A 19,772-nucleotide genomic window follows, 5' to 3' on the forward strand; every position below is an offset into this window, starting at 1 on the left:
GATCGGCACGCTACCGAATCAGACATGTCTGAAAACGGCTGCGCGATTTCAGGCGCTCGGGCGTTTGGCCCGCAAGAAGTCGATGAACACGCGCAGCTTGGGCGGTAGCTGCGCGCGTCCCGCCGTATACAAATAGAAGCCCGGAAACGACGGGCACCACGCCTCCAGCACCGGCACGAGACTGCCGCACTCGAGCGGCGCCCGCACGTAGTCCTCGATCACGTGCAGCAGGCCCACGCCCTGCTCCGCGGCCCGCACCATCGTGCGCAGGTCGTTGGTCACGAAACGCCCTGTGGTGAGCACGTCGAATACGCGCTGCGGGTCGTCGGGCTGCGCAAACTCCCAGCGGTACACGCCGCCCGTCGCGAAACGGTAATGCAGGCAATCGTGCGCGGCCAGATCGTCCGGAGTCTCGGGCCGGGCATGACGTCTGAAGTAGTCCGGCGCACCCACCACCGCGATACGGATCGGGCCGCCGATCGGCACCGCGACCATGCCGGGCGCGACCGATTCGCCCAGCCGGATGCCCGCGTCGAAACCCTCGCCCACCAGATCGGCGAAACCGTCGTCGAGCGCGAGTTCGAGTTTGATCTGTGGGTGGCGCTCCATGAACTCCGCGAGATGCGGCAGCACGAGCAGCTCGCTCGCCACGCGCGGCAAGTTGATGCGCAGCGTACCGGCGGCCTGGTCGCGCGAAGCATCGAGCGCGTCGAACGCCTCCTCGATCTGGGCGAGCGCGGGCTGCACGCGCGCGAGGAACAGCGCGCCCGCTTCGGTGAGCGCGACGCGGCGTGTCGTGCGATTGAAGAGCCTCACGCCGAGTTGCGCTTCGAGTGCGCGCACGGTTTGCGAGAGCGCCGAAGTCGAGAAGCCCGCGGCGGCGGCCCGCGTAAAACTGCCATGCCGCGCGACGGCGGCGACCGCCAGCAGCGCGGGCAGGCGGCCCGCGAGACTTTGGGCCGCAGGGCTGGCGCTCGTAATCGGGTCCATGGCGTCTCCATTGTGAAGTACCGCTTCACAGTTATTTCAAGTGAACCCGATTTTTCCACAAAAAGGAAAAGCGCAAGATGGCCTCGTCTTCACCGCTCTTCCTTTGAGGAACCCGCCATGAAACTCGATCGCTATACCCTGCTGGGCCGTTCCGGGCTGCGCGTGAGCCCCATTGCTCTCGGCACGATGACGTTCGGCACCGAATGGGGCTGGGGCGCCGACGAAGCCGCCGCACAGCGACTCTTCGATCTCTACGTCGATGCGGGCGGCAACTTCATCGACACCGCCGATCTTTACACCGAGGGCACAAGCGAATCGTGGGTCGGCCGCTTCGCGGCGGCGCGTGGTGTGCGCGAGCGGCTCGTCATCGCGACCAAATACTCCTACAACGCGGAATCGGGCAATCCGAATGCAGGCGGCAACCATCGCAAGAATCTGCTGCGCGCGCTGGAGGGTTCGCTCAAGCGCCTCGGCACCGACTACATCGATCTCTATTACCTGCACACGTGGGATCGCATGACGCCCGTCGACGAAGTCATGCGCGCCATGGACGACGCGGTGCGCGCGGGCAAGATCCGCTACGTGGGCCTTTCCGACGTCCCGGCCTGGTACGCTGGCCGCGCGCAGACGCTCGCCGACTGGCGCGGTTTCGAACCGGTCGCGGCCATGCAGCTCGAATACTCGCTGATCGAGCGCAACGCGGAACACGAGTTTGCGGATCTCGCGACCCAACTCGGCATGGGTCTCGTGCCGTGGAGTCCACTCGGCATGGGCGTGCTCTCGGGCAAATACCGGCCCTCGCAAACCAGCGCTGATGGCGCTGATGGCGCTCACAACGCTTCGGGTCTTGTGGGTGTGTCCGGCGAGGGCCGTCTGCAAACGGTGGGCGCCAAGCCGCCGCCTGGCTTCGACAAGCTCTCGCCGCGCAACTTCGCGATCGTCGCCGAGCTGGAGCGCGTCGCCCACGAGGCCAACCGGCCGATGGCGCAAGTCGCCCTGAACTGGCTGTATCAGAAACGAGGCGTCGCGAGCATCATCGTCGGCGCAACCCAAGTCTCGCAACTGGAGCAATCGCTCGGCGCGCTCGAATTCACGCTCGCGCCGGAACTGGTTGCGCGCCTCGACGCGGCCTCCGAACCCGCCCATCCGTTTCCGTACTACATGTTCGCTGACGGTCATCAGGCGCGCATTCACGGCCAGGTCGATGTGCGCGCGACGCCCGACAATCATGCCCATGTGCAGCGCGTGCCCGCGCCGCCGGCCACGCAATCGTAACGAATTTACGGCGTTTGCCAGGACGCCACGCCTTTGCGCGTGGCGATTTATGCACGCACGATCGTTAAATCACAGGCCAATGCTGGTGAGCGAAAGTATTAATCCGCCGATTGGCGAGAAACGGACGCTTACATAGTTTTAATTCTTATTAACGTTTCGACGTCAACGCGATCGCATAATCAACCGTTGTAGACGGGTGGCGCTGTCGCGCCATGCAGGCAAGCTCGCAGCGAGCGTGCGGCACAGCGTCACGCGAGCGCGACATGACGCCTGCGAGCGCGTGGCTCAGCGGTTGCGGGGCGAGCGATTGAGGGATTGTGCGGGGCAGCAGCCGTGCCACGCCGAATGCGCAACATGGCGATTCATGCGGCATGGTGCATGACGAGGAACATCTCGACAATTATATTCCCGCGCCGTTAATCATTTGTATCGCTGTCCGAATAAAGCAACAGGCGCGCCGGAAAAGCACTGTTACCGCAAGCGGGGCTAGCGCAATTGAAGTGCCGAGCCGGATAATCGGCTTACACAGGAGAATGATCATGGACGCCAAACCGCCAAGGATTCCGACCCCGGACCAAGTTTTCAGCCCGGATCCGGAACCGGTGGCCGTCGAGTTTCTCGGCGATGAATTGCCCGCTCACGTGCGGGCATTTCTTGACGAGCAACGCAAGGCACACGAACAGAAGTGACGGGGAACGCACACGCGGCGCAAAGGCGTGTGCGTATCAGCATGCGCACTGCTGACAGGCGCAATGCGGGCTTGCGCGCGTTAATTCTGCGCGCGACGTTGTGCTCGCGATGCTTGTCTGATTAGTTTGATGCGTTTGATTGGCACGCTTGATTGCGTGCGCGCTTCTCTGCGGTCGCTCGAAACGACTGCGTCGCTGCCGAACGCAGGCACAGCATAACCGGCTATGCTTCGCTTTTCCCTGCCGGCCTCTTCCCACTCCATGTCTTTGTTCATCCGTACGAGCGCGCGTTGCGCCGCCGCGATGCTTTTCGCCCTGCCGTTCACGTCCGCCCATGCCGATGGCGACGACACCGCGCTCACCAACCTCGTCGCACTCGTCTCGCAGCGCCTCGCGCTCGCCGAACCGGTCGCGCACTGGAAGTGGCAACACCACAAGCCGATCACCGATACGCCCCGCGAAGACGCCCTGCTCGCCGATGTCCAGAAGCGCGCCGCGGCGGCCGGCGTCGACCCCGCGTTTGCGCGTACCTTCTTCCGCGATCAGATCGATACGAGCACGCAGGTGCAAAAGTCGCTGTTCGACACGTGGCGCACCTCGCAGGCGCCGAGCGACCCGGCGCCGGATCTCGCCACCGCCACCCGGCCGCAACTCGACCAGCTCACCGCGCGGTTGATCGGCGCGCTCGCTCGCGTGCAGCCGATGCGTCAGGCGCCGGATTGTCCGGCGCGCGTCGCACGGTCGGTGGCGAGCTGGAAGGAACTCACGCGCTACGACTCCACGCGCGCGAACGCCATGACTCAGGCACTGGGACATGTTTGCGAGTCGGGTGGCGTAGGCGGCGTCGCCTGAATGCCACCCGCCCGCTTCGCGGGTCAGGCCGGGCTCGTCAGCCCGTCCGCTTCGGAAGGTTGCAGCACCTGCACGCTCAAGCCGCGCTCGAAGCGGCTTTGCAGGATGCGCCAGGTCGAGAGCTCGAACGCGCGCTCGACCGCCGGATCCGCAAGCAGCGCCGCTTCGGCCGAACTGGCGAAGGCGCCCACATAGCACCATCGATCGATCAAATGAAAGACGTCGGCGCCGTTCGCGTTGTCCTGCTCCTGCACGAGCACGGCGCCGCCGAACGGCCAGGGCGCCGCGCCGAGATCGGCGGGGTCTCGCTTCGACACGCGCGGCAGGCGGTTGAATGACGGCTTGAGCATCGCGATCCATTGCGCCTCGACGAGGAGCGCGCCCAGTTCGCCACCCGTCGCGCGCCACTCCACGCGCCGCACCTGCTGCGCCATGCGTTGTTCGCGCGACGACCGACGGTCGCCCGAGAGGTGCGAGCGCACGCGCTGGCGCACACGCACGCTGCGCCCGACGTAGAGCGGCACGTCGTTCTCGCCATAGAACGCATAAACGCCGTGCCCGGCCGGAGCCGTGTCGATGAGTTCATCGGTAATGTCGCCGGCCAGCACGTGACGGCGCGTCGTGCGCTCGATTTGCGCCGCCAGCGCGTCCTCGGGCACGAGTGCCGGCAGCCGCTGCCAGAATTGCCAGAGCAGGTCGGCGTCGGCGAGCGCGCGGTGGCGGTCCGAGGGCACGAGCGCGTGGCGCTCGACCAGCGCATCGAGGCCGTGGCGCTTCTCGCCCGGAAAAAGCGCCCGCGACAGGCGCACCGTGCAGAGCACGTCCGGATTGAAGGAATAACCGGCACGCTCGAACTCCGCGCGCAAGAAGCCGCGATCGAAGGCCGCGTTATGCGCGATGAAGAGCTTGCCGGCCAGTCGCTCGTAGAGTCCGGCGGCGATATCGGCAAAGCTCGGGGCGCCGCGCACCATCTTGTCCGTGATACCCGTGAGTTGCTGGATAAAGGGCGGAATCGACTGGCCGGGATCGACGAGCGTACTCCATCGCGTCACCTGCCCTTGCGCCACTTCGACCACGCCAACTTCGGTGATCCGGTGTTCGCCGACCGAGCCTCCTGTTGTCTCGAGATCGACAAAAACGAGGGGAAGATCGCCGGCAGTCTGTGCGGCGTTCAAGGAGGATTCAAGCATGATGAAACAGCAGGGAAATTGGAAAACGGCCCAAGTATGCACCGTTTGGACGCCGCGCGGCGACGGCGTCGGCAAGATGAATCCCGTTTGCCGATTTTTCGAAGCCCGAATCGGCAAATCCGGCTAATCCAGGGTTTTCCCGATTAACCAGGCGGCCAAAAAAAATGCGGCCATTATTATCACGCGAATATCAATATGCCAAAAATAAAAAAGCCCCGGATTTGTCCGGGGCTCTGTACGACTTGAGCGCTCGCGCGGCGAGCGCCCGCACGCTGTCATTACAGCGGCTGGATGTTCGCGGCCTGCTTGCCCTTCGGACCCACCTTGACGTCGAACGAGACACGCTGGTTCTCCTTCAGCGACTTGAAGCCGTCGGCGCGGATTTCCGAGAAGTGCGCGAACAGATCGTCGCCGCCGGCGTCAGACGTGATAAAGCCAAAGCCCTTCGCATCATTGAACCATTTGACGATACCGGTTTCCATGTTTCAGTTTCCCTCGAGATTTTAATGACGCGGGCATTCACCCTCACGCCGTATACCAGCCAATTCCCGCTGTTCCGCATCAGGTGAATTCCACTTATTGGAATTGAAGCGGAACGAAAATCAGCATTGCCGTTATACGGGGAACGCCAATCGGCAGTCAAGCGAATTTTTTATAACAGCATTCCCGATTCGAAGATAAAAGCGGTACGCATCAAAAAATCTTCAGAAAATCGTATGCCATGTGAATGAATATCGGGATGCGTCATTTTTACCCGATTATCTTCTTCACGTCACATCTACCGGGAAGTTTTTCCCGAAATGTAACAATTCGTGTCAAACGTAAGTGTTTCTACCGGTTGTTCGAGTAATACATTCAATTCAAGATTCATATTGTTAGAGGCATCGGAGGTCATCATGCTGACGACTCTGCGGAGATGGATCCATTGGCTCGTGCAAACCGATGCAATGGCGTCGACGGCTGAAGAAGCCGAGACCTATGGCGCGTGGCACGGGGACCATTGGCACAACCTGCTGTGTTCCCCTATGGACGCACGGCACTACGTAATGGAAGACTGGAGCCTACAGCCGGAACCCCCGCAGACTGGCGCCCGATAAGGCTTTCGGGCAGGCTTTCAGTCGGCGGGCAAGACGGCGGTGAACCGCGAGTGAAAAACGCGGGCAAAAAAAAGCGCGGCTGGAAGGCCGCGCCGACAAAGGTTTGGAGATCTTTTTCGTCAACGAAAAAGTCTGCTTCGGAAAGCAGCAATTGCAGTATAGCCGCACTCTCGTCTGACCATTAAGCTTACGACAGACAATCATCTGTTACGCTGAGCGCAATAATCAGAACGGGTCATTTAAGCCGTTTTGCGCAATCAATTGTTGTAGCGATCGCACAACGCCCGTGCGGTTGACACCCCCCTCTCAATTTCGCGAAACCCGCTCGAAGCCTTTACCAGCAGGGCTTAAGGGCAGCGGCTTAATCATTTCCGATATCGCAATACTTTATTGCGCAAATCGGAATACCCCCTTTTCGAACACCCTCTCTACACTCTGGCTGTCTGGAAACCGACTTGACGGATTAATTCGTACCACGCGAACTTTGCCTCTCGCTGCGCTTCGCGTGGACGGTTTCCCAAACGGGTTCAACGAAACCCACCTCTGTTCTCGGAGTTTACAAAGATGAAAAAGACTCTCATGGTCGCTGCCCTGACGGGCGTTTTTGCAACGGCTGCACACGCGCAAAGCAGCGTTACGCTGTACGGCCTGATCGACGCCGGCATCACCTACGCAAACAACTCCGGCGGCCACAGCCTCTGGAAGGCAACGAGCGGCACGGTCAACGGCAGCCGTTGGGGCCTGCGCGGTTCTGAAGACCTCGGTGGCGGTCTGAAGGCCATCTTCACGTTGGAAAACGGCTTCAACATCATGAACGGCACGTCGGGCCAGTCGGGCCGTATGTTCGGCCGTCAGGCTTTCGTCGGTCTCGCAAGCGACCAGTACGGCGCGGTCACCCTCGGTCGTCAGTACGACTCCGTGGTCGACTACGTCGCACCGCTGTCGAACACCGGCACGCAATACGGCGGCACGATCGCTGCCCACCCGTTCGATAACGACAACCTGAACAACTCGGTTCGTTTCAACAACACGGTCAAGTACACGAGCATCAACTACGCCGGCTTCAAGTTCGGCGGCACGTACTCGTTCTCGAACAGCACCGAATTCGCAAACAACCGTGCATACAGCTTCGGCGCATCGTATAGCTGGGGCGGCCTGAACGTCGCAGCCGGCTACCTGCAACTGAACAACGACATGAACAACGCCGCAGTGTTCTCGTCGGCGTCGGCAGGCGCGCAAACGGGTGAGTGGACGTTCCTGGCAGGCCGTCAGCGCACGTTCGGCGGTGGCATCAACTACACGTTCGGCCCGGCAACGGCTGGCTTCGTGTACACGCAGACGAACCTGAGCGACGCAGCAGGCGGCGGCATCTCGGGTACGCAATCGGGTACGGGCACGGCAACGACGGGCGGCATCGGCTTCAACGCCAACAGCGCACGCTTCCAGAACTTTGAAGGTAACGTCCGTTACGCTCTGACCCCGGCCCTGAGCCTGGCTGGCGCGTACACGTACACCCGTGCAAACATCGGCGGCGGCGTGAACCCGAACTACAACACGGTTGCACTCCAGTCGGACTACGCACTGTCGAAGCGCACCGACGTCTACCTGCAAGGCGACTGGCAACACGTGTCGTCGAACCCGGAGAACATCGGCGCTTACCTGAACGGTCTCGGTTCGGCATCGACCCGTCAAGACCAGGTCGCTGTGACGGTTGGTATGCGTCACCGCTTCTAAGCCGCACGCTGCTGGCCCCCTGTGGCCAGCGTTGCAGCTAAAAAAAGGCACCGAGGGTGCCTTTTTTCATTGGCGCGCAACTCAGGCAGGCGGTGCCGGATAGCGCACGTCGAGCACGTCGATCGTCTCCGGCCCGACCGGCGTGTACAGCGTCACCTGATCGCCGATCTTCGCCTTCAGGAGGGCGCGTGCGACAGGCGAGACCCAGCTCACGTGGCCGACATCGAGATCGACCTCGTCGACGCCGACGATCGTGACCGTATGCGCCTCGCCGTCCTCGGTGCCGTATTCGACGGTCGCGCCGAAAAACACCTGGTCCACGTTCTCTTGCCGGCTGCTGTCGACGACCTCGGCCAGATCGAGACGCTTCGTGAGGAAACGGATGCGCCGGTCGATCTCGCGCAGCCGCCGCTTGCCGTAGATATAGTCGCCGTTCTCCGAGCGGTCGCCGTTCGAAGCGGCCCACGAGACGAGCTTGACCACCTCGGGGCGCTCCTCGTCGATCAGGTGCAGCAGCTCGTTGCGCATGCGCTCATAGCCGGCGGGCGTCATGTAGTTCTTCGTGCCGGCGGGAATCGCGGGGTAACCGGCTTCGAGATCGTCGTCGTCGTTGTCGGTCGATTCTTTGACAAAGGCCTTGTTCATGATGGTTTGCTGCGGTGTTGGTGCGTGCCAGTGCGGGCGCCCGGAACGCTGACGCCTACTACCCTACTACGACAAACAGGTTACACGAAGCGCTTCTCAAGACAAATCGCGATAAGGGTCTTCCCTTTTTTCAAACCCCTGCTATAATCTCACTTCTGCGTGCGGCTGTAGCTCAGTTGGATAGAGTACTTGGCTACGAACCAAGGGGTCGTGGGTTCGAATCCTGCCAGCCGCGCCACTTATTCGATGCTTTTGCCGTTTTGCTTTTCGGCGGCAAAAGTTTCAGGCAGTATATGTTGTAGGTTGTACCGCTTTAGCGTGCGGCTGTAGCTCAGTTGGATAGAGTACTTGGCTACGAACCAAGGGGTCGTGGGTTCGAATCCTGCCAGCCGCGCCACCATTCAAAGGGCCTTTCCAATCGGAAAGGCCCTTTGTCTTTTCAGCGGCAAAATCGGCTACTGCCTGCTTGCCTCTTCCGGTTCGCGAATCGCTAGCGCGGCGCCGTCCCGATGTCGCCGATCTGCGCGTCGGGTCGCGGCAAGTCTTCGACGTCGCCTACGGCGCTCGGCTCCGATATCGGCTCCATGCCCGCGCCGATCAGCGTCTGGGGCTGGCGCAGCATCTCTCCCACCGTTTCGCCAAAACAATTCGCCACGAACGCTCTGAGCAGCGCCTCGCGCGTCGTTGCGCCGTGGGCTTCCACTCCATCGCGCCCGCCCTCGAATTGCGCGACGCATCGCGCCGGGTCGCCTTCGCGCAGTTCGACACGCACTGCGCGATCGAGCACGACACCCGCCGCCTCCCACGAATCGGTGGGCACGAAGCGCCCGTCCCACGGACGACCCCTGTCGTTGCCGCGCACGGCGACCGTCTCGCCACTGTCGGTGAAATAGATCTCGCGGACGAAATCCGGCAGACTGCGCGCCACCCAGTAATCGAGCGCGAGTCCGGTCAGTTCAGCTACTTTCATTGCAGGTCCCTCGTTTCGGGTCGAAGGAAGATCACGCCGTGACCGCCGAAAGCGGCCAGGCTGCCGCAAAACGTGCGGCCGATGAGATAACGCTAGATTACCGCGACAGACGCGGTGTGGCGGTGTTTCGCGTCACGGGCGTAGCGCATGGCGATACATGGCGGGGCGGCGCGTGCGCGCCGCGGGCCACCCGACCGATCAATAATCCGCGCGCTCGCGGTCGATGCGCATGCCACCGTCGTGGCGATGATGGCCGTCGTCGCTCGAACGCTCGCGCGCAATGCGCATCACGTCCGGATTCGTGCGCACGCGGCGCATGACGTTCGCGAGGTGCACGCGGTCGCTCACCTGGATCACGAAGCGCAGCATGTTCGACTCCTGCGCGAGATCGTCGTCCATGGCGATATGCACGATGTTGGCGTCCGCGGACGTGATGTCGGCCGCCACGCGCGCGAACACGCCCTTGGTGTTTTTCACGAGTACCTTCACCGCGACGTCGAACAGACGTCCCGGCTGCGGCGCCCAGGCCACGTCGATCCAGCGGCCCGGATCGCGCCGGTGGATGCGCTGCGCGACGCGGCAGTCGGTGGTGTGGATCGCCATGCCGAGGCCGATGCCGATGTAGCCCATGATGGCGTCGCCGGGAATCGGGCGGCAGCAGGCCGAAAGCTGCACGGACATGCCTTCGGTGCCCGTGATGACGACCGGCGGCGCGGGCGGCGCATTCGGGTCGCGCGGCGGATGATGATGCTCGGCGTCGTCGGCGTCCTGGCCGCTCATCAGCACTTCGATGCGCTTGGCCATGACCGCGGCCACGCGCCGGCCCAAACCGATGTCGGCGAAAATTTCCTGGCGGTTCTTGTTGCCGGTCCACTGAACCAGCTTCTCCCACACTTCCGGCGTGACTTCCGAAAGCTGGTAGCCATAGCCTTTGAGCGCCTGATCGACGAGCCGCTCGCCCAACTGCACCGACTCCGTGAGACGCATGGTCTTGAGATAGTGCCGGATCGCCGAGCGCGCCTTGCCGGTGCGCACGAAGCCGAGCCACGCCGGATTCGGCTTGGAATACGGCGCGGTGATCACCTCGACGATGTCACCGCTCTTGAGCTCGGTGCGCAGTGGCAGCAGCTCGTTGTTGATCTTCACGGCCACGCACTGGTTGCCCAGGTCGCTGTGGATCGAATACGCGAAGTCGAGCGCCGTGGCGCCGCGCGGCAGCGCCATGATCTTCGACTTCGGCGTGAAGACGTACACGGCGTCCGGGAACAGGTCGATCTTGACGTGTTCGAGGAACTCGCTCGAGTCGCCCACTTCGCTCTGAATGTCGAGCAGCGACTTGAGCCACTGGTGCGCGCGCTTTTGCACGTCGTTCAGATCGGCGCCGCCGTTCTTGTAGAGCCAATGCGCGGCCACGCCGGCTTCGGCGATCTCGTGCATCTTGCGCGTGCGCACCTGGAATTCGATCGGCGCGCCGAACGGGCCCACGAGCGTGGTGTGCAGGGACTGATAGCCGTTCACCTTGGGAATGGCGATGTAGTCCTTGAACTTGCCCGGCACCGGCTTGTAAAGCGCATGGAGCGCGCCGATGCAGGTGTAGCACTCCAGCGCCGACTCCACGACCACACGGAAGCCGTACACGTCGAGCACCTGCGAGAACGACAATTGCTTGTCGCGCATCTTCTTGTAGATGCTGAAGATGGTTTTCTCGCGGCCGGTGACTTCGGCGTCGAGCTTCGCGTCGGCAATGGCGCGCTGCACCGCTTCGAGAATCTTGCTCACCACCTCGCGGCGATTGCCGCGCGCGGCCTTCACCGCCTTTTCGAGCGTGGCGTAGCGATTCGGATTGAAGTTCGCGAAGCTCAGGTCTTGCAGCTCGCGGTAGGTGTTGTTCAGGCCAAGACGGTGCGCGATGGGCGCGTAGATGTCGATGGTCTCGCGCGCCACGCGGCGGCGCTTCTCGGGCGGCACCGCGCCGAGCGTGCGCATGTTGTGCAGCCGGTCGGAGAGCTTCACGAGAATCACGCGCACGTCGCGCGCCATCGCGAGGAGCATCTTGCGGAAGTTCTCCGCCTGCGCTTCCTCGCGGTTGCGAAACTCCATCTTGTCGAGTTTCGACAGGCCGTCGACCAGTTCCGCGACCTTCGCGCCGAAGCGCTCGGCGAGTTCCGCCTTGGTCACGCCCTGGTCTTCCATCACGTCGTGCAGGAGCGCGGCCATGATGGACTGCGCGTCGAGCTTCCAGCCGGCGCAGATTTCCGCGACGGCGACGGGATGGGTGATATAGGGTTCGCCGCTCTGGCGATATTGCCCGAGGTGGGCTTCATCGCTGAAGTGGAACGCCGCCTTGACCTCCTTGATTTCCTCGGGAGTGAGGTAACCGGAGAGCGCGGCGGTCAGATTGGCGATGGAGACGACCCCGTGCTTACGGGGCTGCTCCGGCGTCGCGGTCGGTCCGAACAGATGGCGAAACGACTGTTCGAGGACCGCGTCGATGTAATTGCGCGCAGGGCTCGCAGTCTCGGCTTCCTGGTCCACCTCGGTGGCCGGCGAGGGCGTGATGCTCATGTTCCCCTCCGTATCAGGTTTGGCGTTGACGATTAAGCGGGTCGATGCAACTGCGCGTGGTACGAACTACGTAGCTAACGGAATGCGTGTGAACGCGCCCTTAGTCCGAGAACTTCAGACGGGCACCTTCTTCAGCATTTCGAGGCCGACCTGGCCAGACGCGATCTCGCGCAGCGCGACGACGGTAGGCTTGTCGCGGCTTTCGATCTTGGGCGTGTGACCTTGTGCGAGCTGGCGTGCGCGATACGTCGCGGCGAGCGCCAGTTCGAAGCGGTTCGGAATCTGTTTCAGACAATCTTCGACGGTGATGCGGGCCATGTCGGGTTCCTTCTCATTCTCAGCAGGTTCTTATTCTACCTTATGTGCCCGATGCGCCGGGCTGCGGGTGGTGGATACCGAGCTGCACGAAGAGCTCGGTATGCCGTGCGTATTGCGAAGCGAAGCGCAGGCGCGTGGCGCTCACGATATTGCGCAGCTCCTGCAACGCGCGATCGAAGTTCTCGTTGATCACGACGTACTCCGATTCGCTCGCATGCGCGATCTCGCTACCGGCTGCAAGCAGGCGTCGCGTGATGACGTTCGGCTCGTCTTCGCCACGCTTTTTCAGGCGGTCGGCAAGCGCTTCGAGCGACGGCGGCAGGATGAAGATTTCCACGGCATTGCGGAACTGCTTCTTCACTTGCTGCGCGCCCTGCCAGTCGATTTCGAGCAGGACGTCATGGCCGATTTTCATCTGGTCTTCGATCCACACGCGCGAAGTCGCATAGTAGTTGCCGTGCACTTCCGCGCTCTCGAGAAACTCGCCCGTTGCGTGGCGCGTGAGGAAGTCGTCGACGGTCGTGAAGTGATAGTGCTCGCCGTCGCGCTCCTTCGAACGCGGCGCGCGCGTCGTGTACGAAACCGACAGGCGGATCGCGCTGTCTTCCGCGAGCAGCGCGTTCACGAGCGTCGACTTGCCCGCACCCGAAGGCGCCACCACCATGAAGAGGTTGCCGGGGTAGTTGCCCGCGTACGGATTGCGCTTTTTGTCCTGCTTGGCGTCCACGTGCGGCGCGCTGGTGTGGTCGGTCATGTTCGTTGCTTCCTTCATTCGAGATTCTGGACCTGCTCGCGCATCTGCTCGATGAGCAGCTTGAGCGTCATCGATGCATCGGCAAGTTCCTTCGCCGCCGCCTTCGAGCCAAGCGTGTTCGCTTCGCGGTTGAGCTCCTGCATCATGAAGTCGAGACGCTTGCCGACACGGCCGCCCTTCTCGATCACGTGACGCGTTTCATTGAGGTGCGCGGTCAGGCGCGAGAGTTCTTCGGCGATGTCGATGCGAATGCCGTACATCGTCACTTCCTGGCGAATGCGCTCAGCGATTTCCTCGCGCGAGATGTTGCCGATGCTGCCGCCGTTGCCGTTGCTGTCCGGCGCCGCGATGCCGAGCGCTTCCTGCAAGCGCTCGACAATCTTCTGCTGGTGCTTGGCGATGAGCTCCGGCACGAGCGGCGTGATGCGCGCAACGATGGTCTCCATTTCGGTGACGTTCGTGAGCAGCATGTTGGCGAGTTGCGCGCCTTCGCGACCGCGCACTTCGATCAGGTCGGCAATGGCCTGCTTGCCGCAGCCGAGCACCGCGTCGCGCAGCACCTCGGCCGCCACGCCGCTTTCCGCCAGCACGCCTGGCCAGCGCAGGATCTCGCCCGTGCGCAGACGGCCCGACTCGGGGAACGCATCGAGCACGGCCCGCTCGAGCGAGGCGAGCTGATCGAGCGCGTCGCGGTTGAGCGCGCCTGCGTTGGCGCCCTGCTCGCTGCGCTGGATGTTGATGCGAATGTCGACCTTGCCGCGGGAGAGCTTCGTCATCAGCATCTCGCGCAGCGTGGGCTCGCACACGCGCACGTCTTCGGGCATGCGGAAGTTCAGGTCGAGAAAGCGCGAATTCACCGTGCGCAATTCGACGGAGACACTGGCGCCGCCCGTGCCCGATGCCGCTGCAAGCTCGCGCGTGGCGCTGGCATAGCCGGTCATGCTGTAAATCATGGTTCGTCTCGCGAAAAAGCCGTGGCGTCGTGCGGCGGGCGCGCGTGCCATGGCGGAGGAATCGAGGCGCCCGGCGTGTAGTCGCGAACGGTCAATGAACGGACGATAGCGCGGGGCGGAGAAACCGTATTATCCCATTTTTGGAGCCGCGTCCCCGCGAGCGCGAGCCCGCAAGCGCGCCCCGGCGCGGCGGCATCGCCGCCGCCTTCGCGCGCCCGTCCTGTGGCCATCGGGCGGCGCCCGTCGCGAGACACACGAAGGCGGTAAAATTACGGTTTCCCCTACCCTCTTTTGCCTCGCGCACGCCCCACGATGACCCAATCCATCCAGCGCCCCTCCGGCCGCGCCGCCGACCAGCTTCGCGAAGTCCGCATCACCCGCCATTACACGAAGTACGCCGAAGGCTCGGTCCTCGTGGAATTCGGAGACACCAAGGTGTTGTGCACCGCGAGCGTGTCCGAAAGCGTGCCGCCGTTCCTGCGCGACAAGGGCCAGGGCTGGCTCACCGCCGAATACGGCATGCTGCCGCGCGCCACGCACACGCGCAGCGACCGCGAAGCCGCGCGCGGCAAGCAAACGGGCCGCACCCAGGAAATCCAGCGCCTGATCGGCCGCGCCATGCGCGCGGTGTTCGACCTCGAAGCGCTCGGCGCGCGCACCATCAACCTCGACTGCGACGTGTTGCAGGCGGACGGCGGCACGCGCACCGCCAGCATCACGGGCGCGTTCGTGGCGGCCCACGACGCCGTCTCGAAGCTGCTCGCCACGGGCCGCATCGAACGTTCGCCGATCACCGACTACGTGGCGGCGATTTCGGTGGGCGTGTACGAAGGCGTGCCGGTGCTCGACCTCGACTATGCCGAAGACTCGCAGTGCGACACGGACATGAACGTCGTGATGACGGGCTCGGGCGGCATGGTCGAAGTCCAGGGCACGGCGGAAGGCGCGCCCTTTTCGCGCGACGAACTGAACGCGCTGCTCGATCTCGCGCAAAGCGGCATCCGCTCGCTGGTCGAGAAGCAGAAAGCGGCGCTGGAGATCACGCATGGCTGATTTGCGGCCGGCTTCACAACCGGATTCACAGCCGGATGCACAGGCTAAAACGGCGGCTGACGCGCTTTCGCGCGTCGTGCTCGCCTCGAACAACGCCGGCAAGCTGCGCGAGTTCGCGGCGCTGCTCGGCGCAGCGGGCATCGAACTCGTGCCGCAAGGCGCGCTGAACGTGCCCGAAGCCGAGGAGCCACATCCCACCTTCGTGGAAAACGCGCTCGCCAAGGCGCGCCATGCATCGAAGCTCACGGGGCTGCCCGCGATCGCCGACGACTCGGGCCTGTGCGTGCGCGCGCTGCGCGGCGCGCCGGGCGTGTATTCGGCGCGCTACGCGCAGCTTGCGGGCGGAGAAAAGAGCGATGCGGCGAACAACGCGCTACTCGTCGCCAACCTGAAAGATCACGCCGATCGCCGCGGCTACTACTACTGCGTGCTCGCGCTCGTGCGTCACGCCGACGACCCCGAGCCGCTCATCGCCGAAGGCCGCTGGCACGGCGTCGTGCTCGACGCGCCGCGCGGCGACAACGGCTTCGGCTACGACCCTTACTTCTACGTTCCCGAGCTGGAAGCGACGGCCGCCGAACTCGATCCGGCGCTCAAGAACGCGTCGAGCCATCGCGCAATCGCCCTGCGCCAACTGCTCGCGCGGCTCCAGGAGGAAGCGTGAGCCAGCAGCATCGCATCGGCATCGAAGTCGTGAAGTCGTTCACGATGCCCGGCAGCATTCGCCTCACTTCGCTGCCACCGCTCGCGCTCTACGTGCATTTCCCGTGGTGCGTGCGCAAGTGCCCGTACTGCGATTTCAACTCGCACGAGTGGAAAGGCGAGCGTTTCCCTGAAGACGATTACCTCGACGCGCTGCGCGCCGATCTCGAACAGGCGCTGCCGCTCGTCTGGGGCCGCCAGGTGCATACGGTGTTCATCGGCGGCGGCACACCCAGCCTGCTTTCGGCGGCGGGGCTCGATCGCCTGCTCTCCGATGTGCGCGCGCTCCTGCCCCTCGACGCCGACGCCGAAATCACGCTCGAAGCGAATCCCGGCACGTTCGAAGCCGCGAAGTTCGCACAGTTTCGCGCGAGCGGCGTGAACCGGCTTTCAGTGGGCATCCAGAGCTTCAACGAAGCGCATCTGAAAGCGCTCGGACGCATTCACGACGCGGCGCAGGCGCGCCATGCCGTCGAGGTCGCGGCGAGCACCTTCGACAACTTCAATCTCGACCTGATGTTCGCGCTGCCGCAGCAAACGCTCGACGAATGCCAGGCCGATATCGAAACGGCGCTTTCGTTCAAGCCGCCGCATCTGTCGCTCTATCACCTCACGCTCGAACCGAACACGTTGTTCGCGAAGTTCCCGCCCGCCCTGCCCGACGACGACCAGTCCGCCGACATGCAGGACTGGATTCACGAGCGCACCACAGCCGCGGGATACGGGCGCTACGAGGTGTCGGCTTATGCGCAGCCGGACCGGCAATGCAAGCACAACCTCAATTACTGGCGCTTCGGCGACTATCTGGGGATCGGCGCGGGCGCGCATACGAAGCTTTCGTTTCCGAACCGCATCGTGCGCCAGGCGCGCTACAAGCACCCGGCGACCTTCATCGAGCAGGCGCGCGCGGGCACGCCGGTCCAGGAAGAGCACGAAGTGAACGCACGCGACTTGCCGTTCGAGTTCATGCTCAACGCGCTGCGTCTCGTGGAAGGGTTTCCCGTACATCGCTTCATCGAGCGCACCGGCCTGCCCATCACGACGATCGAACCGGCGTTGCAGGAGGCCGAGCGGCGCGGGCTCATCACGCGCGACTACGAAAAGATCGCGCCGACGGAGCTCGGGCAGCGCTTCCTCAACGATTTGCAGGCGCTGTTCCTCAAGGACCCGCACTGAGGTCGACGCAGATCGTCTGGGCGAGTGCCGCCGCGCTCGCGTTTCGGGTTACAATGCGCGGCTCCGGAGGTGTGGCAGAGTGGTTGAATGCACCGGTCTTGAAAACCGGCGAAGGGGTAACCCTTCCGTGAGTTCGAATCTCACCGCCTCCGCCAGAAGTATCCCGACGCCCCATCCCCCCAGCCGCAAACTCGCACCGCGCGTTCATCCGGCCAGCCAGTCCCCCCGCACTACCCGCTCATCACGCCGTGGCGCCACGCTTCATCGCGCAAAACCGCGAGCAACGAATCCGCAAACGGGCCGCCCACATCGCCGCTCTATAATTGCGCGATCCAAAGAACACAACAGATTGCACATGGACCGCTCATCAGGGCTGCGTGGCTTGCAGCCTCCCACATCACAACCGCCGGGCACACAGCGCATCGCGGTGCTCGTGCCTTGCTACAACGAGGCGGCGACGATCGCCGACGTCGTGCGTGACTTCCAGCATGCCCTGCCATCGGCAACGGTCTATGTATTCGACAACAACTCGTCGGACGGCACCGCGGGCATTGCGCGCGAAGCCGGCGCCGTGGTGCGCGCCGTGTCCGACCAGGGCAAGGGCAACGTGATCCGCCGCATGTTCGCGGACGTCGAGGCCGACGTCTATGTGATGGTGGACGGCGACGGCACCTATGACGCGAAAGCGGCGCCGCAACTCGTCGACGCGCTGGTCTCGGGCGCGCTCGACATGGTGGTCGGCACCCGTGTCAGCGACGAACGCGCGGCGTACCGTCCCGGCCACCGCTTCGGCAACCGGCTGCTCACACAGTGCGTGGCGACGCTGTTCGGCCGCACCTTCACCGACATGCTGTCCGGCTACCGCGCCTTCTCGCGGCGCTTCGTCAAGTCGTTCCCCGCGCATGCGGCAGGCTTCGAGATCGAGACGGAGCTCACGGTCCATGCGCTGGAGCTGCGCATGCCGGTGGCCGAAGTCGCCACGCTGTACGGCGCGCGGCCGGAAGGGTCGGAAAGCAAGCTGAACACGTGGCAAGACGGTCTGCGCATCCTGCTCATGATCGTGCGGCTCTTCAAGGCCGAGAAGCCGCTGCTGTTCTTCTCGCTGGGCTTCTTCGTGTGCGCGCTGCTGTCGATCGTCCTCGCCGTGCCCGTGATCGACGAGTACCTGCGCACGGGTCTCGTTCCCCGGTTGCCAACGGCGCTGCTGTGCGCCGCTCTCATGCTGTTCGGCGCAATCCTGCTCACCTGCGGCATCGTGCTCGACACCGTGACGCGCGGCCGCGCGGAGGCGAAGCGGTTCGCCTACCTGCTGCATCCCGCCCCCAAACCGGCTGGAGATCAGCACTGACATGCGTACCCAGGTACTGCGTTTTGCCGTGGCGGGCACGGTTGGTTTCCTCGTCGATGCGGGCGTGCTATGGCTTGCCCTGCGGCTTGGCTCCGGCTATTTCGTCGGGCGGGCCGCCTCGTTTCTGGCCGCGGTCTGGGTGACGTGGCAGATCAATCGGCGTTTTACGTTCGCCACCCATCGATCCGGCTCGGTATGGCACGAATGGTGGCGCTATCTCGCCGCCATGTCGGCGGGCGGCTGCGTGAACTACGCCGCCTATTGCGCCGTGGTGCTGCTGCTGCCGCGCGCGGGCTTCGTGCCCTTCCTGGGCGTCGCGGCGGGTTCGGTGGCGGGCCTGGGCGTCAATTTCGCGTCGGCCCGCTGGTGGGTGTTCCGGCATCGGCCCCAACGATAGCCATGCCCGCGCTATTTAAGGGTCGCACCTTGAATAGCGCGGCAGCGCACATCACGCGCCCGCTGTCAAATACCTAGGTGAAAACCCTAATAATGCGGTAAAATCCTACGCATTGAGGGGATTAGTCACCATGCCGCACCAATACCAACTGCTTGAGAAGTTCGCGTTTTCGCTCGTCGTCCTGTTCGCCGTGATGTGCTCCAGCTACATCGCATGGGAAAGCTCGCCCAATCTGCGCGAGAACTTCCAGGTCGGCAAGGAGCTGTTCCTGAAGAGCGGCGAATACTCGTATGCATGCGCCACGGTCGTCACCGATCCCTGCGCGCAATTCCCCGTCGAATAAGGCTTCACGCGTCACCGCGCGGTCATCCTGACGGACGCGGGACACTGCTGATTGCGTCTGTCGGCGTATGAACTAAGCTCGATTCAGGTTTCGCATCCGAGCCTGATCGACATGCTCATCCGCGCCCGCCTGTCCTGCGGTCCGTCCGCATCTTGCGCCGCCCTGGCACGGCGCCTTGGCCTGATTTTGCTGCTCGGTTTCCTCGGCGGCTTCAGCGCCTGCACCATCACACCGCCGCCCAAGCCGCTCCTCCTCATTCCACCCGCGGCGATCAACAGCGCCACACTCGACGACTACCGCACGGCCGTCGCGAAACACATCGTCGAGCGCAACCCGTCCTATGTCCTGCACGGCACGCCGCAAGCCATGCTGCGCTCGCTCGTGGTCGTCTCGTTCACCGTCGATCGCAATGGTCAGATCGTGAAGTCGTCGGTTTACCGGACCAACGGTGACGACGACGCCGAAACCACGGCGCTCGCCACCCTGCGCCGCTCCGCGCCCTTGCCCGCGCCGCCCGGGCGCCTGCTCAATTCCGCCGGGCAGCTCGAAATGTTCGAGGACTGGCTCTTCAACGACAACGGCAAGTTCCAGTTGCGCACGCTCGCCTCGCCGCAGGCGCAGAATTTCCAGTGACACCGGGTCCGCTGTGCGACGCCAGCGGCAATCGTTGCGCCCGCGCCTTTCGCCGCTCTTTCGCGCGCCTTGCTGGCCGGTACGCACG

The 19,772-nt window shown here is 63.6% G+C and carries 22 protein-coding genes and 3 tRNA genes; 16 read left to right on the forward strand and 9 right to left on the reverse strand.

All coding sequences use genetic code 11. From position 1 onward, the window contains the following. Positions 1-48 precede the first annotated feature (48 nt). Positions 49-990 (reverse strand): LysR family transcriptional regulator, encoded by a 942-nt coding sequence (locus C7402_RS15220; protein WP_116611187.1) that lies wholly within the window; start codon positions 988-990, stop codon positions 49-51. Between the two features lie 117 nt (positions 991-1,107). Here C7402_RS15220 and C7402_RS15225 point away from each other — a divergent pair, with 117 nt between their 5' ends. The 3 genes from C7402_RS15225 (at position 1,108) to C7402_RS15235 (ending at position 3,806) form a co-directional block, all read left to right on the forward strand. Beyond that, the gene (locus tag C7402_RS15225; protein WP_116611188.1) at positions 1,108-2,265 is read left to right on the forward strand and encodes an aldo/keto reductase; all 1,158 of its coding nucleotides are present in this window, start codon (positions 1,108-1,110) and stop codon (positions 2,263-2,265) included. A gap of 539 nt (positions 2,266-2,804) precedes the next feature. Further along, positions 2,805-2,954, forward strand: a complete 150-nt coding sequence (locus C7402_RS46945) for a hypothetical protein (protein ID WP_027795377.1) — start codon at positions 2,805-2,807, stop codon at positions 2,952-2,954. Positions 2,955-3,215: 261 nt separating this feature from the next. After that, positions 3,216-3,806, forward strand: a complete 591-nt coding sequence (locus C7402_RS15235; RefSeq protein ID WP_116611190.1) for a chorismate mutase — start codon at positions 3,216-3,218, stop codon at positions 3,804-3,806. Positions 3,807-3,829: 23 nt separating this feature from the next. Here the strand turns inward: C7402_RS15235 and C7402_RS15240 are convergent, their stop codons facing one another. Further along, on the reverse strand, positions 3,830-4,996 hold the full coding sequence (locus tag C7402_RS15240; RefSeq protein ID WP_116611248.1) for an exonuclease domain-containing protein: 1,167 nt from the start codon (positions 4,994-4,996) through the stop codon (positions 3,830-3,832). Here C7402_RS15240 and C7402_RS48000 point away from each other — a divergent pair. Further along, positions 4,995-5,123 carry a hypothetical protein gene (locus tag C7402_RS48000; protein ID WP_258396979.1) on the forward strand — a complete coding sequence of 43 codons (129 nt, stop codon included), beginning with the start codon at positions 4,995-4,997 and terminating at the stop codon, positions 5,121-5,123. The genes C7402_RS15240 and C7402_RS48000 overlap by 2 nt on opposite strands. A 151-nt stretch (positions 5,124-5,274) precedes the next feature. On the opposite strand, the gene C7402_RS15245 is transcribed toward C7402_RS48000, so the two are convergent. Then, complete coding sequence (locus C7402_RS15245; protein ID WP_028205165.1) at positions 5,275-5,478, reverse strand: cold-shock protein; 204 nt, start codon at positions 5,476-5,478, stop codon at positions 5,275-5,277. 414 nt (positions 5,479-5,892) lie between these two features. On the opposite strand from C7402_RS15245, the gene C7402_RS48305 reads away from it, so the two are divergent. Both C7402_RS48305 and C7402_RS15255 read left to right on the forward strand, forming a co-directional pair. Further along, positions 5,893-6,093 carry a hypothetical protein gene (locus C7402_RS48305; protein WP_112171484.1) on the forward strand — a complete coding sequence of 67 codons (201 nt, stop codon included), beginning with the start codon at positions 5,893-5,895 and terminating at the stop codon, positions 6,091-6,093. 564 nt (positions 6,094-6,657) lie between these two features. Continuing rightward, positions 6,658-7,827 carry a porin gene (locus C7402_RS15255; protein ID WP_112171384.1) on the forward strand — a complete coding sequence of 390 codons (1,170 nt, stop codon included), beginning with the start codon at positions 6,658-6,660 and terminating at the stop codon, positions 7,825-7,827. Positions 7,828-7,908: 81 nt separating this feature from the next. On the opposite strand, the gene greB is transcribed toward C7402_RS15255, so the two are convergent. Continuing rightward, the gene (greB, locus tag C7402_RS15260) at positions 7,909-8,472 is read right to left on the reverse strand and encodes a transcription elongation factor GreB (protein WP_112171385.1); all 564 of its coding nucleotides are present in this window, start codon (positions 8,470-8,472) and stop codon (positions 7,909-7,911) included. Between the two features lie 161 nt (positions 8,473-8,633). On the opposite strand from greB, the gene C7402_RS15265 reads away from it, so the two are divergent. Next, positions 8,634-8,710 (forward strand) — tRNA-Arg (locus tag C7402_RS15265). 82 nt (positions 8,711-8,792) lie between these two features. Beyond that, positions 8,793-8,869 (forward strand) — tRNA-Arg (locus tag C7402_RS15270). 93 nt (positions 8,870-8,962) lie between these two features. Here the strand turns inward: C7402_RS15270 and C7402_RS15275 are convergent. The 5 genes from C7402_RS15275 to C7402_RS15295 form a co-directional block, all read right to left on the reverse strand. Next, on the reverse strand, positions 8,963-9,442 hold the full coding sequence (locus tag C7402_RS15275) for a phage protein NinX family protein (RefSeq protein WP_116611191.1): 480 nt from the start codon (positions 9,440-9,442) through the stop codon (positions 8,963-8,965). Positions 9,443-9,640: 198 nt separating this feature from the next. Then, entirely contained in the window at positions 9,641-12,007 is a 2,367-nt protein-coding gene (locus tag C7402_RS15280) for a RelA/SpoT family protein (RefSeq protein WP_112171387.1), read from the reverse strand. A gap of 114 nt (positions 12,008-12,121) precedes the next feature. Continuing rightward, positions 12,122-12,325, reverse strand: a complete 204-nt coding sequence (rpoZ, locus tag C7402_RS15285; RefSeq protein WP_027817423.1) for a DNA-directed RNA polymerase subunit omega — start codon at positions 12,323-12,325, stop codon at positions 12,122-12,124. A gap of 40 nt (positions 12,326-12,365) precedes the next feature. Next, a complete protein-coding gene (gene gmk / locus C7402_RS15290; protein WP_112171485.1) occupies positions 12,366-13,079 on the reverse strand; it encodes a guanylate kinase in 714 nt (237 codons plus the stop codon). A gap of 14 nt (positions 13,080-13,093) precedes the next feature. Continuing rightward, positions 13,094-14,032, reverse strand: coding sequence for a YicC family protein (locus C7402_RS15295; protein ID WP_116611192.1), 939 nt, complete (start codon positions 14,030-14,032; stop codon positions 13,094-13,096). A gap of 312 nt (positions 14,033-14,344) precedes the next feature. Here C7402_RS15295 and rph point away from each other — a divergent pair, with 312 nt between their 5' ends. From rph to C7402_RS15335, 8 genes are all read left to right on the forward strand, one after another. Further along, positions 14,345-15,085 carry a ribonuclease PH gene (gene rph / locus C7402_RS15300; RefSeq protein WP_112171389.1) on the forward strand — a complete coding sequence of 247 codons (741 nt, stop codon included), beginning with the start codon at positions 14,345-14,347 and terminating at the stop codon, positions 15,083-15,085. After that, positions 15,078-15,749 (forward strand): RdgB/HAM1 family non-canonical purine NTP pyrophosphatase, encoded by a 672-nt coding sequence (rdgB, locus tag C7402_RS15305; RefSeq protein WP_116611193.1) that lies wholly within the window; start codon positions 15,078-15,080, stop codon positions 15,747-15,749. Before rph ends, rdgB begins: the two co-directional genes overlap by 8 nt. A 44-nt stretch (positions 15,750-15,793) precedes the next feature. Next, positions 15,794-16,963 (forward strand): radical SAM family heme chaperone HemW, encoded by a 1,170-nt coding sequence (gene hemW, locus C7402_RS15310; RefSeq protein ID WP_220092813.1) that lies wholly within the window; start codon positions 15,794-15,796, stop codon positions 16,961-16,963. Positions 16,964-17,028: 65 nt separating this feature from the next. Next, positions 17,029-17,118 (forward strand) — tRNA-Ser (locus C7402_RS15315). A 200-nt stretch (positions 17,119-17,318) separates the two neighbouring features. After that, positions 17,319-18,311: a glycosyltransferase gene (locus C7402_RS15320; protein ID WP_116611194.1), complete on the forward strand. Its 993-nt coding sequence runs from the start codon at positions 17,319-17,321 to the stop codon at positions 18,309-18,311. Position 18,312: 1 nt separating this feature from the next. Next, the gene (locus C7402_RS15325) at positions 18,313-18,708 is read left to right on the forward strand and encodes a GtrA family protein (protein ID WP_116611195.1); all 396 of its coding nucleotides are present in this window, start codon (positions 18,313-18,315) and stop codon (positions 18,706-18,708) included. A gap of 130 nt (positions 18,709-18,838) precedes the next feature. After that, a complete protein-coding gene (locus C7402_RS15330) occupies positions 18,839-19,051 on the forward strand; it encodes a hypothetical protein (RefSeq protein WP_112171398.1) in 213 nt (70 codons plus the stop codon). 111 nt (positions 19,052-19,162) lie between these two features. Beyond that, on the forward strand, positions 19,163-19,684 hold the full coding sequence (locus tag C7402_RS15335) for an energy transducer TonB family protein (protein ID WP_116611249.1): 522 nt from the start codon (positions 19,163-19,165) through the stop codon (positions 19,682-19,684). Positions 19,685-19,772 lie beyond the last annotated feature (88 nt).

Source organism: Paraburkholderia unamae (assembly GCF_003096875.1).
Classification (GTDB): Bacteria; Pseudomonadota; Gammaproteobacteria; order Burkholderiales; family Burkholderiaceae; genus Paraburkholderia; species Paraburkholderia unamae.